Source organism: Paenibacillus sp. Marseille-Q7038, from assembly GCF_965111595.1.
Genome location: NZ_CBCOOM010000002.1, coordinates 597,453 through 613,868, shown reverse-complemented (window position 1 = coordinate 613,868; position 16,416 = coordinate 597,453). Strand labels below are relative to the sequence as shown.

Genomic DNA, 16,416 nt, shown 5'->3' with positions numbered 1-16,416 from the left:
ATTTAAATTCTCATATTTGTATAATAAATGATTAATAAAGGGAGCAGAAGCAAAGCCTGTTATTACCGTAGCGTAAGTTCTCCCTGCTTCGTACTGTTGTTGCAAGATTTGAGAGTATATATCAGGTTGTTTCGCCATGTTAATATCTCCTTTAGGCCTCCTGTTTATTCCATCCAACTTTCAAAATGCAAGCCATTTAAATCAACCGTATAACTAATATGAACAATTGAATCTGGGATTTTTGAGTTTATGAAAGAACGGGATGTAATAGCAGGAAAAGATTCATCAACAATATATTTTCTCATATCCAAAAGTTTATATTTTCTTTGCCTAATACTGCTGCCGTGTTCTAAACCAAGTTTAATTAGTGCACTGTTTAGTTCATCAGAACCTACTCCTTTAGAAACAAGCCGATAATACATGTCATCTATAGATATCCCCGATTCCGAAGGCTCAAATCGGCAAAATACAAGATTTAAATTGTGAGCATTATTATTCATTAATTGATATTGGCTGTTAATTGTAACCTCCGATGAATAACGAGAAATAGTAGATTTAACCTCATAGCTGCTTCCAGTTAATTCTAGATCGTGGGTTGCATTTTGGAGGGCTGACCACTTAGGATTTTGGCCCAAAAACAGAAGTTTCTCGTAGACAATCATCTCTTCCAATATACTATAAACTTCTTTATCCTGTATCGAATTCCCCAGGAGACTTCTCCAATTACTCCACCAACTTAAGGGATCATTTAATATCCTCTTTCTTTCTTCCCCTTTTTCCCCCGGATCTGCAAATTGAGCGCAGACAGACGCAAATTCTCGCCTCAGCTCTTCTACAGTAGATGTAAGTAAAAGCATAGGCACCTCTTTATTTCCTACATTCAGCACCCTAGACCATAGTTTTACATTGGAGAATTTCTCAACAATACATAAATCTTCATCTGTATGGGGAATTCCAACTCCATACCAGTCATCGTATTTAATAACCCAAGCCGAATATTCACTCGGCATTGATTCTAATTCTAAGGCCTTACCATATCCTATTTCAGCAAACTTACGTTTTATTTCTGATAAAATCTCCATTATAATACCGCCGCCTCTGGTTTTAGTACTCTTAAATTTTGTATCATTGTTTCCGCGATGGATCGTGATAACAAAGGCGGCACTGCATTTCCTATCTGTTTGAATGCATCTCCCATTGTACATTGAAATAAAAATCCATCAGGAAAAGATTGCAGTCGTGCAGCCTCTCTCACTGAAATCCCGCGCGGTTCCCACGGATGTAAATGGCTGTAAGTATCAGTACTTAGGTGAGCCACTAGTGTATGAGACGGTTTTTCTGGATGTAATTTTTTCCACTTTGAATGAAACTTATCTCTATCATATGGGGGAACTATCTGCTTTCTTAGTTCCTTATATTTTAAATAATCTTTTTCTTTATCAATTCCTTTAGCATAACATGCTTGTTCCAACATACTTTCTGCTATAAAAGAAGCATCTCTGTAATCATCTCCAGGCTTCATTCGTTCAAAAATAGGGAAATCTCTATCAGTTCTTCTATACGCATGTCCTGTAGTAGATTTTTGTTCCTTATTAAACCACGTTCTCATCAATTGCTGATATTGATTTTGAGCAGAGCTGCTATAATCTATTTTAATATTAAGTCTGTTTAAGTTGTACTTACTATCCGCAGTTGGAAATAAACTTGGGAGATCAGATAGAGCCTCTCTAACTGTAACCCAATTGGGTGCTGACAATCCCGATTTATTAGGCAACCTAAAATGTTTATTTTCAGAAAGTTTTTTAAATCTCAGTTGCCCCTGCGTACATTTTCCGTTAATCGGTTTATGCGTAGGCATAGGCAATTTAAGATCATGTTCAATATCACTCTTTATAGCAATTACAAATACTCGTTCACGAACCTGTGGAACACCGTAATCAGCAGCGTTTAAAATGGTCCAACATGCGTCATAGCCGCGTTCTTCTAAAATTTCGCATACGTGTTGAGGTACATTCAGTCCCCCGTAATCAACAGCCTCTAACACATTTTCCATCACAATCGCCTTTGCATCTAATTCAATAGCAAATCTCAAAAAATCTTGATAGAGATATCCTCTACGATCATTTGTGTGTTTCCTATCTTCACCAAGCGAACGTAATTTTGCTCTGCCAATAGCAGAATATGCTTGGCATGGCGGGCCGCCAATTACTATACACCCTTCATCCCCAATATCATCCTTAAATAATCCGGTCTCCAACTGTGTAATATCACCACAGATATGCTTACCTTCCAATCCATCCCTCCAATATAGATTATAAGAGGCTGTATTAACTGCTGCTTGAATCATCTCAACACCATGTTTGATTTCATACCCTGCTGATTTAAATCCTAATGCAAGCCCTCCACAACCAGAAAATAAATCTATAACTACCGGTAACTTATTTTTTGCTATCAAAATATAAAAACAACTCCTTGACGTACTCGGTTACCCCCCCTGCGGATAACGAAGGTTCAACAACTCTGGTTCTAGCAGTATTCAATTTCATAATTTTACGAAAGATATCTGAGCTTCTTTTACGCTTATCTACATCAAGCGTACTGTAGTGTCTCATTATTTGTCTATATAACTCGACTCTGTATCCAGATCGTCCTGATCGCTCAACTAACTGCACGATTTCATCTGTAGTGTTTCCTTCCAAAACCTCTATTGTAGATTTAATACTTCCCTGCCAAGATAAAAAGATATACCACCAAAGGGTTTTGAGCCATATTCTACGCGGCTCTTTCCAATACCTTGAAGGATTATCCCCCCATCTGACGTTTACCAAATCAGGAACTACACTAATAGATAAGAATCTCCATATTCCATCTTCAGAAGCTTGCCTTGCCGTAAATTGATATTTGTCAGTCAATAAACTGTATATTTTTATACCAAAATGTAAATCAAATAAATATACTTTATTTTGAATTTCATTTCGATCTATATTCAACAAGCTCAACGTATCATTAAATGCCTCCAAGAAATCATCTCTAAGTTGATTATATTGACCCTCGCATTCAATGCGCCGATTTATTAAATATGAATTTAACTGCTCTTCAGATGCAGACTTGTTTAATTTTTTCCAATTCACAAAATTACCCCCTTCTATATTCTCGTTTCAAGATCTTGCCGAATGGAAATGGCAAGATCTTCAGGGGAATTTACGTCCCATTCAAAAGTATTGAGGAAATAATGAACAGCCTGAGCAATACTGCCGGAATCAAAATTAACACCATTCTTAATTTCAGTCCAACTTTCACTTTCTCTAACTTTCTGAATGATAATCTGTACTGCAGTCGAAATTATCTCTATCAATAAAGGAGATTGTCCTATGTTTTCATTTGCTAGTTTCAATACCTTATAATTCTTATGTTTTTTATTTATGCAGATACGCACATTCTCTTCATCAAAAGCATCAGCCATGGGATCTGCCCAATCACACTCGACCCACCATAGCGGTCGAGATTTATGCTCGACTTCAACTATTGGGAAGATTGATCCGTTTCCATCAATTATAATAATATCGCTGTCTAATCGACCCAAAATCACTCCCGAAGTATCCGCTAAATGCTTCTCCTTCTCAGTCAGCTTCCCCGGGTCCTTAAGGTATAGAATCGTTTCTAAATGAATACTTCCTCTCAGCGAGCCTGCTTTAAATTCTGTTTCCAAGCTTAGTTCAACCTCATCGGATGAATTTCGAAAGGATCCGATATGGTTTATTCCTCTTTGATTCGAAGTCTTGGATGACCACATAACCGCTAAGCCAATCTCAGCATCTTTAGAAGCTACACCATTTTCACCAAATAAAAAATGGGGATTATTTATAAAATATTTTTTTTCAAGATATAAAGCATGTCGTTCAGGATCCCATTGTCCTCTTTGATCTATAATTTGGTAACTATTGTTTTGTAGCTGTGCATCTGTTTCACATTCTAAAATATGATATTCATTTTCTTCTAGATAATAAAATTTATATCTGCTCGCTTCTACGGCAATTTTATTTTCCAACTCCTCGGTTATTACCGGAAATAAACTTAAAGCTGTACTCATGCTCCTGCTCCCTCATTTTCTTTCAGAACAAATCTGCCTTGTAATTTATTGTCACTGCTCGTGAAAATTAGTGACCCTGATAGTTGAGTTATTGAGGTATCATCAAGGTTAATTCTCACTCCAGATAGCACCTCGTGCTGACTTGTTCTGACAAAAGATATTTTTATATTATCCAATCCTTCGGACGATTGTCTTTCTTTAGAGATACTAAGTTGATTTATTTCCTTAGGCTTATTTGTTCCTTCCCAAATTTTATTTACTGAAAAATGCTTTATTTCAAGCGGAAACGGCCGGTCTAAATCAGACTCCCACCCATCTGGTTCGATGACTCCATTTTCCATAAGAATTTGAGCTTGAATTAAATACAACGTATCTGCTTTTTTACATTTCAACTCATAATCTACCTTTAATTGTCCATCTTCAAATGTTATTGGAGAAAATTTAATTCCTCTTACAGATCTGTTTCCATTTCCTCCGTTTTCTGTACTTTTTTTATTCTTAATACTAGCCTTGCTTCCAAAATTCTCAGGTGGAAGCAAGAGCTGTGCAAGTATTTTTCCAAGGCCGTTATTTTGTCTATAATTGTTTGCTTTTTCTTGATTTTCAGTATAGCGAACGGTTATATGCTTTCTAACATGTCTTTGAATCTTAGAAACTGTAAACGGATTGAAAGAATCTCCACTCCAATCAGACCATGAAGTATGGTCTGCTTTTTCGCTTTTGCGCAGGTACTCTTCTACAGTTAAAACTTCATTTACATTCTTGAATGTGTTCATAGAATTAGCAACAAATATTCCTATGATAAATTCATTAGCATCAGTTTTAGGAATGCCGTCAGTCCAAGGACCGGAAGTTACATACTCTACAATCATTCCTGGTTTTCTGACATACATAATTAATGGAGGGTTGCCTCCGTTTTCTTCAATATCTAATATATTTGCTTGGTAATATGGGCTGCAGTGGTTATTCGGAGGGAGCATCAATAAATTATCCTTAGATAATTTTACAAACGCAACATGACCTGCCGTACTATCACCACTAAAAATATTCCTCAATGAAATCTTTTCTACTGCTACTTCTGCATTTGCAAGAAAATCACACTTAGCATTACTTCCTATAGTAGAGATAGTTCTGTTATATAATGATTGAACTGTTTTAAAGAGCGGCAACATACTCTCCCTTTTAATTTCTTCTTGGTTGACAAATACTCTCATCCATTTCCCATACTCATATTTATCATTTGACAAACGCGGAGCATACCAGCGTTGAACTGCTACACGTATATATTCTTCAACAGACTTTGTCCACCAAGGTCTGTTGTTGAGTCCGTCTTTTCCAGTGTCAGAAGGAAATATACCATTCAGCAATGTTTCTTGATTGATATAAGGTATGATTATTGAAGTTCCTGTCTCATCTTCTGAATATGGTTCAGTATCAAAAATAGATAGTATTTTTCTAATCTCTTCTTCATTGGTAATCGGTATAGTAGTCGAAGGACTAGCTTCATCGCCCCACCAAGCGATACCTCTTTTTGGCTTTTCCTCTATAGAACCTAAAATAGAGTCATGATTCTTTTCATTCTCTACTAAACAAGCAGCTAATCGAGAAGCATAAGAACCATCATCATTTAAAATTCTTGTGTAATAAAACACAAGCCCGATACCAATTCTAAAATAAACCGTTTTGCCAAGACCCCAGGAGCCTCCTGCTCCCTCTTTATGCTGAGGAATACTAATTTCATAAATTAGTTTCAATAAGTTTCCAAAGTTATCGTCCTCAATATCTTTATAATTTAGCGGACCAGTAAGGCCTGTGGTTCCTGAATCTCGTATTTCCAGTAAAGAATACATCTTCTCAGGAAATCTACGATTAAGAGCAGATTCCGCTCCTTCCAATTCATGATTTAACTTGGCAGCTTCAAATTCATTTATTCTAAATGAAATATTTACTGGTTTGTTATTATGGGAAACAGATGCATCCAAGCTGTTCTGAATTGATTCTCTGACCAAGAGATCGAGCAGAGGCATATCATTGTTTTGAATTAAACGTAAGAGAGAGCTTCCTCTCTCTGACATTCTTGTATGTTTGGCAACTTCTACTTTCATTCTTCTTCTCCCCATGTGTTGTTAAGTTTAATAGTAAGGGCTTTTGCCTTCGGTTTACTGCCTTTACTACCCGGAATAATCACATTAATACCAATAATATCTTCGACTGCATTTAAATCAGCTCGATTTGAATCTTTTTGGCCAGTTCTTTTAGAATCGCGTGCTTTTGAGTTCTTATCTATTCTATAAATCAATAGTTGCGGCGTTTTATCTAAACCTGCATTTGCCCTTATCATAGATATATCAGAACTATTTGCAGTGTTTGCACTGCTATTAACATCATCCTCGGGGACATCCGCTAATAAATCTCTTGGTGCACGGAGAACCCCAATATTGATAATATTTTCATCTTGAATGTCGGTCTTTCGAGAACGATTAACTTTTCCTATCTCATGTTCACCGATCTTCCATATAGCAGATTTATCATCCGAAGGTTCAATACCAGCTGCGATAATATTCCAGTCATTAAGATTCTCTTCATCGCTCACTTTTTCTACCCATTCCACAAACGAAGACAGTGTTTCCGAGTTTAATACCCTGGTTCTTTCATGGAATCTAAATTCTTTAAATAAAGAGTTATTGATCTCATCAAATTTAATTCCCTTCCACACTACTGCAGAATTCTTCACAAATTTACTAGGTTGTTCTAATTTTTTTAAGAACTGTTCTGTTATTTGTACATTGTGTTCTAATATTTCCTTATTATTTTCAAAAATAAAAGTTTGAACATTGGTGCCGGTAAAATCCATCTCTATCTCTTGCATACTCTGCATTTTATTATTTGCAGTAATTCGCAGCCAAGACATATCGGGACTATTTAGTATTCTCGGACCATAATCTTTTGGTTCAACTCCAGCATGCATAAAACGATGTAAATCTGCTCTCAATTCATGCTCAATCACAGCCATCAGTTTAAACTTATTTAAAGTATCCTTAGTCATCCATAATCTAGGCAGCAGTTCATAACCTCTCCTATAACCAAACCATCTTCCCATCTGCATTAAAGTATCGGCCTGACAAGAAGATCTGAGAAAATAGGTACTTACTAATCCCTCTATAGTTAACCCGCGTGACAAAGTGCTGCCCCCTACAATTATGAAGGCCGGTGCGGGCTTTGGCTGCTCCTTACCTGGATCAGGATAAGCCAGTCTTACATGCATGCCTTCCTCATTCACACCGTTATTAGCACAATTATCCACACATAAATGTATTCCTTCATGATATTGAAGGTCGCTTTCATCATCTAATGAAATATGTGTTATATCGGTAAGTAAAGTTCGTATATTCATTAGGATATCATCAAAATTAGGATAGTTTCTTATTTCATTGATTCTCCCATAATTCGGGTAAGTAGCTTTAAATGAATCTATAGTGAATTTTCTTTTTTCTTTATCCCAAAGTTCTTTGCACATAGCTACAATATGTTCTTTATTATTTTTTATCCATTTTCTAACAGAATCAGAAACTAGTTTATGATGGTCTTGCTTCTGGCTGGTATGGATGAGCATACTGATCGGTTTTTTATGACCTAAGTATCTCATAGCAGCCGCAGAACATAAGAACCAGCATATTGCATCCTTCAATGATTGAGGTATTGTATCTGTATCCCCCTTGTGTAATCTCCTCAATTCTTCATAATCAATATCCGTTATTTCCCTTACAATATTTAATCCATCACAATCATCCGTGCCTTCAATCCCAAAAATCTGCTTAGCACCGAAGTACTCATTAGAAGGCTCAAGCATTCTAATAAAGTTCCTTGGATAGAGCGACTCAAGGGAAGATTCATTAAGGAAATTAGCATATGGGGTTGCAGTATAGCTGATATAATTCATTGACTTTACTCTTGGCTCAAACATTGTCCCCTTGTGAGTTTTTCCTTCAACTAGATTTACTATTAAACCGTTAATTTTTTTCCTTTCTTGTGTATGAATATCAGCAGTGTTCACGCTAGCTTGGTCAGCTTCATCATCTATCACAATAACTTTCAACTGTTTATACTTGTTTGGATCTTGTTGCATCCACTCTATCAAGTTCTTTAAACGACCTGAATTTTTCAAGCACACATTAAAATACCTTGGATTTGCACCTTGTTCTAATCTTAAATCTTGGATTCTGCTTCCCAGAGCACTTCTTTTAGAAAGGTGCTCTAAACCTATCCAATTTATGTTCCCCGGATGGTTTAAATCCCTTAGCAATCTTTCTTGCGTTTGTCTCCTTAAATTTTCTATCGTGCCGGAGAGCACAATAAACATATTCCATCCCCAGTCCGCGGCCATAGCCATAAGAGCAGCCATATTTGCCGTTTTCCCTGACTGTACGTGCCCCACAACCATTCCTTTAATAGGCTCAGATTGTGTTGTATCATTATTCAAACGTTTTAATATAGCTAGAGTAGCTTGTTCTATTTCGTTTATAGATTCTTTACTGAATTTAGACTGTTCCAAATGTCTTTTATACAACTGCCATGATGAATTGCGGTCAGCAGGAATTTTAACATTAGCATCAGCCCTGTCATCTACTAGTGCAGCTCCCTTCTCAATTACAAAAACATTCTGACTCCTTTCTTCAGCTTCCTTCTCTGATTTAACAATTTCAAACCATAGTCTCGTTGTTAGACTCGATGGCCAATAGCTGTCAAAAATCTGATTTTGTAAAAACTGTTCCAAACCATTTTCATCTTTTCGTCTGCATAACTTTATCTCTTCCCAGTTTAATTTCTTTTCCCTTGAATTTTTTATCCACTCTCTGCAAATGTCATATTCCGGCGTTGTAATATCTACAATATCAGTGGCATTCATTATTTTTTCCTCCTAAGGTTATTGATATAGCTTTTCAATTTTCATATTCTATTAAAAATAATCTCATCATCTAGATTAATTATTACCTGAATAATGTCTCCGGGTTTTGCCGATATTTCTTCAAACCACCAGCCAAACAATTTTAAATTACGATATCCTTGGAATTGCTTAGCATACCTTAAGTTTTCTCCAGCAGATCCAGAAGCTTTAATGAGTGTGTTAAAAAATCCATCTGCTGTTCTGCCTCTATATATACTCCCGGATAAGATATTGTTTTTTCGCGCTTCTGAAAGAGGAATAGGAATATATGCCTCGTAAACACTTCTTTGATTATGACTCCTAGATGAACCTAAAGTGCCCCAGTTAATATGTGCTCTTTTAAGAGTTACTTCGAAAACAGAGGTTGAAGATTTCATTAGAACCCTCCTGGAATTTGTTTAATGTAAAAAAATACTCTGTTAATAAGTGATTTATCTTATTAGTCAGCTACAATTCCTTGAAAATAACTTATATCAACTTGATTCATAATTCTCGTAAGTTCCCAAACACTCTATCTCTATCACTAGGACATATAATAGGTATCCAGTAATATAGAAACTATTTTCAATACTAAAATAGAAGTTAGAAGGAATTATTTTGATAAAACTAGAGTTAGGTATAGACTTTTTCTTTAACAATCATACAACCTGCTCCATCTCTCCAACCTTTCCCTTATAACTTCACGATAACTCACCGGCTCTAGGATCTCGGCATCCGGCCCATACTGACTAAGCCAGTTTAGAAACTCCCGATCGTGATTTAGCGTCACTTCAAATAATAAACTTCCATCATTTAAGTCCCTCATCTTCGGACTGACAAACAGCTCCTCTTCCTTTATGTATCTCGCTACATCAGCCGAGAACTTCACCTTGAAGTGAATCTGCTGTTCTCCCCGCTCAATGGACCATGTGTTCTTCATATAATCCTTCAAATTAAAATCTCTGCGGTTAAAATGGTGATCCGTAATATCCATGGTCCGGAAACGGCTAAGACGAAAAGTGCGAATCTCTCCTGCCTGATGACAATAACCTATTAAATAGAATCTCTGATCTCGCGGAATCAAATAGTACGGAGCAATTTCTCGTTCTGTTAATTCGTTCCGGCTCTGTGTATGATACTGAACACGTATTACTCTCTCTTTTAAAATAGCCTGGATCACCAGCAGTAAATTATTCGGAGACTCTTCCTTATATGCCGGCGACCCCATCTGGATAATATCCGTAACATGTTGAAGCAACTCTTTATCTTTTCGTTTCTTTCTATAGTGGGAAGACATAACTTTGTCATAAGCACTGTCGAATCCAGGCGGCATGTTCGTCTGATCTATAAAAGAAGGAAGCATAGTAAATACCAACTGTTCTTCTTCCGTCCAGTTAAAAGGAAACATTGCAAAGTTCCCTTCAAACGCATAACCCTTTCCATATCCTTGATTAGCAATAGGGACAAGGGTATCAAGAGCTCTCAAATCTCGGTAGATCGTCCTTACATCAGACTCGCACTTGTCAGCAAGCTCGGGAGCAGTTATGCCAGGTCTTGCTTGAATAGCATGAATAATCTTAAACCAGCGAAAAAATTTATCAGACATAGATCTTTTCTCCTACAAAGTGTAATAATTCAACATGCTTATTAACTCACGATATATTTTTATGCAATACGAAAGAACTACTACCATTATATAGAATAAATTAGTTTTGTGTCTTATAAATTTGCAATAATATGAAAGATTACATCAAATATTAAAGAAAAATCATGGATTATCCCTCCACTACCTTCGTTTTTACGTAATTTTTTAGTTTTTTTGGGACACTTGTTGAAATTATTATCTCACATTAAATAAGCGACCTATTGTCAGCAAACATTTGTTCTTGTTAAAATTATTTTTCATTTGTTCTTCTTTGACCTTTGGACGAGTTTTCAATAAAAAACCCCGCCCTTTATGAACTGCACCCCAAATGTTAGACATCAACTAACATTGGAGGTGCAGGTTTTATATGGCTAAGTTTAGTTCAGATGAAAAATTACAAGCAGTTATGCGTTATCAAAATGGATCCGAAGGTATAAAAACAATTGCGAGATCTATAGGGATCCATCATTCTGTTTTATTAAATTGGATTAAACAATATGAGCACCATGGTGAAAGAGGTTTTTAAAAAGCGCTATACACCGTATTTCTTACAGGATAAACTAGACGTACTTAATTATATGAACGAATTCGGGACGTCTGCTAGAGAAACGGCAACAATATTTAATATTGCGAGTCATAGTACCATTTTAAGCTGGCAAGAGAGCTTAGAATTACATGGAATAGACGCCCTAAGACCAAAGAAAAAGGGGCGTACATCCGTGAAAAAAGAATCGATCAAACAAAAGAACCAACCGTTAGTAGAAGGGTCTGTAGAGGCCTTACAGGCAGAAGTGGAACGTTTACGAATGGAAAATGAGTATTTAAAAAAGTTAAATGCCTTAGTTCAAAACAAGAAAAAATCACCAAGGAAGACAAAGTAAAGGTCATCTATGAATTAAGGCATAAATACTCGGTGAAGGCGCTTGTGGCATTCGGCGCTATTCCACGAAGCACGTATTACGATGTAGTGAAGAAGCTAGATCGTCCAGATCCAGACGCTGATTTGAAGGCTGAAATCAAAGCAATTTACGAGGAACATGAAGGTCGATATGGCTATCGTCGCATTCGTGATGAACTAGCCAATCGTGGGCAAAAAGTGAATCATAAGAAAGTGCGCGTATCATGAAAGAATTAGGGTTAAAAAGCGTAGTTCGCATGAAAAAATATAAGTCGTACAAAGGAACGGTGGGCAAAATTGCACTAAATATTCTAAACCGTAACTTTACGGCTGAAGCTCCGAGCGAAAAATGGGTTACGGATATTACAGAATTTAAATTATTCGGTGAGAAGCTCTATTTATCACCTGTATTAGACTTGTTGTTTAACGGTGAAATCATTTCCTACACAATTGGCTCTAGACCAACGTATTCCCTTGTTTCTGAGATGCTAGAACAAGCATTAGAATGTTTACCCGAAGATCACAAGTTAATATTGCATTCAGATCAAGGCTGGCATTATCAAATGAAACCATATCGCGAAGCTCTTCGAAAGAAAGGGATCACACAAAGTATGTCGCGTAAAGGTAACTGCTATGATAACTCAGTAATGGAGAATTTCTTTGGGATTATAAAGTCGGAACTCCTTTACTTAAAGGAATTTGAGAGTGTAGAACATTTTAAATTAGAACTAGAGAAATATATGAACTACTACAACACAAAACGATTGAAGGCAAAATTAAAAACGAGTCCGGTGCAGTACCGAACTCGTTTTACCCAAGCTGCCTAATGAAATAACCGTGTCTAACATTTAGGGGTCACTTCATTACGGGCGGGAGCATTCTACTCTCTCTTCTTCTAATCTACATCCTCAAACTCTTACCTACTGCTCACTTCGCTTCACCACATAATCATCATAGTTCCCCAGGTAAGCACTCAGCTTCCCTGAATCCAGAGACCATACCTTCCCCGCAATCCGATTAATAAAATACCGATCATGAGAAATCGCAAGTATGGTGCCTTTGTAATCGTCCAGCGCTTCCTCCAGTGCTTCACGGGAGGTGATGTCTAGATGATTGGTCGGCTCATCGAGGAGAAGTACATTTGGTTTCTTGTTCACAAGAACTGCTAGACGAAGCCGTGACCACTCACCGCCGGATAACTTGCCGATCTCCCGGAATACCTGCGGTCCATAGAACATATACCTCGCGAGCACTGATCTCGCCTCTCCTTCTTCCATCGGGGCATGCTCACGGAAATAAGCGAGTACCGTTTGTTTCGGCGACTTGATCTCTTCCTGCTGTGCGAGATAGCCTACGCTAACTCCTGCGCCCCATTCCATATATCCTGCATCTGCGACCTCTTGATCTAACAGCAACTTGAAAAAGGTAGTCTTACCAGATCCATTTGCGCCAAGCAGCGCAATCTTATCCTGATAAGCCATCATTCCTTCTACTGCATCTAAGATGTTCTTATCTCCATAATGCTTGGTGAGTGCTTCAAATAGGAGCACGATCTGACCAGAACGCTGATCCGGTTTAAGTGCAAATTCGGCTTGTTTCTGTACAAGCTTTGGTTTCTTCATCTGCTCTATCCGAGCGAGTGCTTTACGAATGGAGGCGGCACGCCGGAAGAACTTTTCATTCCCGCCGACTCGTCCCCACTCTTCGAGCTGACGAATGGTCTCTTTCATCTTCTTGATTCTCTTCTGCTGCTCTTGGTATTCGGCAAACTGCTGCATGAGTCGTTCTTCTTTTGCTATGACATAACGGGAATACGATCCTGAATAGGAGAATGCTTCCCCATCTTCTAACTCAATGATCTGACTTACCACTCGGTCCAGAAAATAACGGTCATGTGATGCGAGAATACACGCACCGGGATAGTTTCGTAAAAACTGCTCCAGCCATTCTACCCCAGATAGATCCAGGTGATTCGTTGGTTCATCTAATAGCAGCAGTTCTGGCTTTCGGATCAGCTGTGAAGCAAGGACAATCCTTGTTTTCTCCCCGCCTGACAGGGTGTTGAAGTTTCTAACATACATCGCTTTATCTATCTGCAGACCGGTTGCCACCATATCGATGCTGGCATCCATCTCATAGCCACCTTCTCGCTCATACTCTTCCTGGAGAACCGCATAACGATGTAGCAACTTCGCTAGAAAATTATCATCTGTAGCCGCTTCCGAACTCCCCATTTGCTGTTCTAACCGCGTCATTTTCTGTCTTTGCTCTAATAGATCCTCGAACCCGTGGGCGAGCACCTCATATACTGTTTTCTGCTCAAATTCCACGGGAATCTGGGGCAAGTATCCCACTCTTACATCTTTCTTCACCGCAAGCATGCCTGCATCCGGTTTATCTATCTTGGAGATCAAGGACAGTAAAGTAGACTTTCCGCTCCCGTTCACCCCGATGAGCCCTACTTTTTCTCCTTCTTTTACTTCAAAAGTTACATTATCTAGCACGAGGTTTGCCCCGTGGTATTTTTTTAATTGTTGTCCGTTAACGATGATCATTATTTGTATCCTCCTGAGTAGGAAGATGCATCTCACCACACAAAAAAGAGCCGCGGGAACAAGCCCGCGACCCTTCATTCGGAAAATTGGTATTACAATCCGCTTGAGGTTAAGGTAGGCATCTTCTCGAAATGGTTAATCTTATCTAGTGCAAAATGGACAGACTTCTCCCGTGATAAGAAACCTCTGAAGAAAATGCCAGACAGTACCATCGGCAGCTGGCTCAAGCGGCTGTTCACCATTTCAATATTCACCTACCTCACCTCCTTTTCTAAAAGTTATGGTTAATATATCACATGTGGCTGCGCAATAACACCTGGCATACGCCAAGAAAATAACTATAACGGTTTATTACCGAAGCCATGATTCAAAAAAGGCCCGATACCCTTCCTTCATCACGGTTCTCGAAAAAGCACCAAACGCATACTCCCTGTTATCTTCCGATACTTTGCGAGGTGCGGCGGATGCCATATTGATCAGTTCAAAGAAGTTGCGTTCATTTCCGCCAAACGTATGGGTCGAACTGATATGTCCATAACAAGGATGCTCTGGCTTTACGACCATTTTCCCCATCGCCATCGCTTCGGTCAGCGGCATCGCAAACGTATCAAAACGCGAAGAACTCCAATATACCTTAGAAGAATTCATCAACTCGAACACTTCGTCCTGGCTAAGTGCAAACTTCAGCTTCACGTTATTTGGGATATCGTACTTCTTCATACTTTCTTTATAGCGCTCGCCGCCAAATACCATGTAGACTTCTTTATCCGGATTCTGATGCGCATATTCAATAACCAGATCAGGGCGGCGGTTTGCTTCATCCCGTCCGATCCACATAATACGGTTGTCGACGACAGCAGAAGGATCATAATGTTTATGGGCTAGTCCTTCATCAAAACCAATTGGAATCACCGTCACATCATGAACTCCATACTGAGCCGCCATCTCCCTTTTCAGGAAATCAGTCTGCACAATCGCTTTGTCCACGATCTGGTAGAAAGGCTTCATCATTTCATACCCTGTCAGAGCAGGATCAGGGAAGCTGTGCGGAAATAATACGCTGTTCTTCAGAAACATTTTCAGATAGGTAAATCCGGAAACCGTATAGATGACATGATCGATATTCTGTGAATAGATCTGATCGAGAACGATATCATAGTTGACTAGGTCTCCCTTTTCATGCTCATATCCCGGAACCCAGTCATAACCGCTCACATGACGCTCTGGCGAGATGAATACAATCTCTACACCCAGTTCTTCCCCAATGGCTTTCAGCCGGTCTGCAAAAACCCGGGGTCCCTGCGCCTCCGTAAACTGAATTTTACGCATCACGAGTCCTACTTTATCCATCACATATCCTCCTTTTCCAAAGCACAAAAAAACCGCCATATCGGAAGGAGAATCCTCGCCGTATCGCGGTACACTTACAGAGTTTTGCTATTTTTACAAAGACTTACTTATGCAAAAACGATTATGGTACTAACTCGTTACCCTTTTTTCATTGCTTTCAAATCATTTGCTGCGTTGGATAACACGGGCAACATTCTCATTTCCCGATCCATCGGTGAGGAACATAAACTGCATTGCGGCTCGCTCTCAAACGCGAAATCATCACGCATCCAACCCTTGCAGTCGTCATTGGTACAAGACCAGACCTTCGTGTTCTCCTCGGGGATTTCCTCTGATACTTGACGTCTGTACATGAATACTTCCCCCCTATCTACAGAATAAACGAATCTCTATCGCATACTCCGTATCGCTTTTTTTGGAATGAAAACAAGAGCTGCCTTCAACTTGTCAGTCAAAGGCAGCTTGCAGGTCGGATTAGTATACTTTTACTACGTTCTCTGCTTGTGGTCCGCGGTTACCTTGTACCACGTTGAATTCAACGCGTTGTCCTTCGTCGAGGGTTTTGAAACCTTCGCCTGTGATTGCGCTGAAATGTACGAAAACGTCGCTTCCGCCTTCAACTTCGATAAAACCGAAGCCTTTTTCTGCGTTAAACCATTTAACTGTACCTGTTTGCATTTGGTCATTCTCCTTTACACTTATATTAATATGGTTATTTTCTTTGAAAAAAATTCACATATTGGAAAAAGTGTCATTTTCGGAATGAGGCTCTTTCCAAAATGTGAATTACAACTGACAGAACTAATAATAGCATATTTACCAAATCAACGCAAGAGATCGGAGCAAAAAATGGTTTAATTTGACATGAATGTATGAGCAAAAAACCGTCTTGATTGTATAACTTCGCTTCCCCATTATTACCACAAAAATAGGGGCTTCATACCATTTCCATAT

General features: G+C 38.6%; 13 protein-coding genes and 1 pseudogene. 1 reads left to right on the top strand and 13 read right to left on the bottom strand.

Annotated features, from left to right (window positions below; genetic code table 11):
- Positions 1-164: 164 nt before the first annotated feature.
- The 8 genes from ACWPWY_RS20015 to ACWPWY_RS19980 form a co-directional block, all read right to left on the bottom strand.
- The gene (locus tag ACWPWY_RS20015) at positions 165-1,082 is read right to left on the bottom strand and encodes a PD-(D/E)XK motif protein (protein WP_454193362.1); all 918 of its coding nucleotides are present in this window, start codon (positions 1,080-1,082) and stop codon (positions 165-167) included.
- Positions 1,082-2,455, bottom strand: coding sequence for a DNA cytosine methyltransferase (locus ACWPWY_RS20010; protein WP_249716882.1), 1,374 nt, complete (start codon positions 2,453-2,455; stop codon positions 1,082-1,084). The genes ACWPWY_RS20015 and ACWPWY_RS20010 overlap by 1 nt, the downstream gene beginning before the upstream one ends.
- A complete protein-coding gene (locus ACWPWY_RS20005) occupies positions 2,439-3,131 on the bottom strand; it encodes a hypothetical protein (RefSeq protein ID WP_213530699.1) in 693 nt (230 codons plus the stop codon). The genes ACWPWY_RS20010 and ACWPWY_RS20005 overlap by 17 nt, the downstream gene beginning before the upstream one ends.
- A gap of 14 nt (positions 3,132-3,145) precedes the next feature.
- Positions 3,146-4,090 carry a hypothetical protein gene (locus ACWPWY_RS20000; RefSeq protein ID WP_213530701.1) on the bottom strand — a complete coding sequence of 315 codons (945 nt, stop codon included), beginning with the start codon at positions 4,088-4,090 and terminating at the stop codon, positions 3,146-3,148.
- Positions 4,087-6,195: a hypothetical protein gene (locus ACWPWY_RS19995; protein WP_213530703.1), complete on the bottom strand. Its 2,109-nt coding sequence runs from the start codon at positions 6,193-6,195 to the stop codon at positions 4,087-4,089. The genes ACWPWY_RS20000 and ACWPWY_RS19995 overlap by 4 nt, the downstream gene beginning before the upstream one ends.
- A complete protein-coding gene (locus ACWPWY_RS19990) occupies positions 6,192-8,996 on the bottom strand; it encodes a Z1 domain-containing protein (RefSeq protein ID WP_213530705.1) in 2,805 nt (934 codons plus the stop codon). Before ACWPWY_RS19990 ends, ACWPWY_RS19995 begins: the two co-directional genes overlap by 4 nt.
- 41 nt (positions 8,997-9,037) lie before the next feature.
- On the bottom strand, positions 9,038-9,412 hold the full coding sequence (locus ACWPWY_RS19985) for a hypothetical protein (RefSeq protein WP_213530707.1): 375 nt from the start codon (positions 9,410-9,412) through the stop codon (positions 9,038-9,040).
- 254 nt (positions 9,413-9,666) lie between these two features.
- Positions 9,667-10,620 carry a helix-turn-helix transcriptional regulator gene (locus ACWPWY_RS19980; RefSeq protein ID WP_213530709.1) on the bottom strand — a complete coding sequence of 318 codons (954 nt, stop codon included), beginning with the start codon at positions 10,618-10,620 and terminating at the stop codon, positions 9,667-9,669.
- Positions 10,621-11,026: 406 nt separating this feature from the next.
- On the opposite strand from ACWPWY_RS19980, the pseudogene ACWPWY_RS19975 reads away from it, so the two are divergent.
- Positions 11,027-12,384, top strand: a pseudogene (locus ACWPWY_RS19975) (IS3 family transposase).
- Positions 12,385-12,477: 93 nt separating this feature from the next.
- On the opposite strand, the gene abc-f reads toward ACWPWY_RS19975, so the two are convergent.
- From abc-f to ACWPWY_RS19950, 5 genes are all read right to left on the bottom strand, one after another.
- Positions 12,478-14,112 (bottom strand): ribosomal protection-like ABC-F family protein, encoded by a 1,635-nt coding sequence (gene abc-f / locus ACWPWY_RS19970; protein ID WP_454193361.1) that lies wholly within the window; start codon positions 14,110-14,112, stop codon positions 12,478-12,480.
- A 92-nt stretch (positions 14,113-14,204) separates the two neighbouring features.
- On the bottom strand, positions 14,205-14,366 hold the full coding sequence (locus ACWPWY_RS19965; protein WP_191802631.1) for a hypothetical protein: 162 nt from the start codon (positions 14,364-14,366) through the stop codon (positions 14,205-14,207).
- 97 nt (positions 14,367-14,463) lie between these two features.
- A complete protein-coding gene (locus ACWPWY_RS19960; protein WP_454193360.1) occupies positions 14,464-15,462 on the bottom strand; it encodes a glycosyltransferase in 999 nt (332 codons plus the stop codon).
- A gap of 137 nt (positions 15,463-15,599) precedes the next feature.
- Positions 15,600-15,815, bottom strand: a complete 216-nt coding sequence (locus ACWPWY_RS19955) for a cold-shock protein (RefSeq protein ID WP_160032569.1) — start codon at positions 15,813-15,815, stop codon at positions 15,600-15,602.
- Positions 15,816-15,936: 121 nt separating this feature from the next.
- Positions 15,937-16,140: a cold-shock protein gene (locus ACWPWY_RS19950; RefSeq protein ID WP_191802627.1), complete on the bottom strand. Its 204-nt coding sequence runs from the start codon at positions 16,138-16,140 to the stop codon at positions 15,937-15,939.
- Positions 16,141-16,416: the final 276 nt, after the last annotated feature.

Excerpts from the sequence above, each read along its gene's own strand:
- ACWPWY_RS20015 (WP_454193362.1), bottom strand. The coding sequence starts at position 1,082 with ATGGAGATTTTATCAGAAATAAAACGTAAGTTTGCTGAAATAGGATAT.
- ACWPWY_RS20000 (WP_213530701.1), bottom strand. The coding sequence starts at position 4,090 with ATGAGTACAGCTTTAAGTTTATTTCCGGTAATAACCGAGGAGTTGGAA.
- ACWPWY_RS19995 (WP_213530703.1), bottom strand. The coding sequence starts at position 6,195 with ATGAAAGTAGAAGTTGCCAAACATACAAGAATGTCAGAGAGAGGAAGC.
- ACWPWY_RS19990 (WP_213530705.1), bottom strand. The coding sequence starts at position 8,996 with ATGAATGCCACTGATATTGTAGATATTACAACGCCGGAATATGACATT.
- ACWPWY_RS19985 (WP_213530707.1), bottom strand. The coding sequence starts at position 9,412 with ATGAAATCTTCAACCTCTGTTTTCGAAGTAACTCTTAAAAGAGCACAT.
- ACWPWY_RS19980 (WP_213530709.1), bottom strand. The coding sequence starts at position 10,620 with ATGTCTGATAAATTTTTTCGCTGGTTTAAGATTATTCATGCTATTCAA.
- abc-f (WP_454193361.1), bottom strand. The coding sequence starts at position 14,112 with ATGATCATCGTTAACGGACAACAATTAAAAAAATACCACGGGGCAAAC.
- ACWPWY_RS19960 (WP_454193360.1), bottom strand. The coding sequence starts at position 15,462 with ATGGATAAAGTAGGACTCGTGATGCGTAAAATTCAGTTTACGGAGGCG.
- ACWPWY_RS19955 (WP_160032569.1), bottom strand. The coding sequence starts at position 15,815 with ATGTACAGACGTCAAGTATCAGAGGAAATCCCCGAGGAGAACACGAAG.
- ACWPWY_RS19950 (WP_191802627.1), bottom strand. The coding sequence starts at position 16,140 with ATGCAAACAGGTACAGTTAAATGGTTTAACGCAGAAAAAGGCTTCGGT.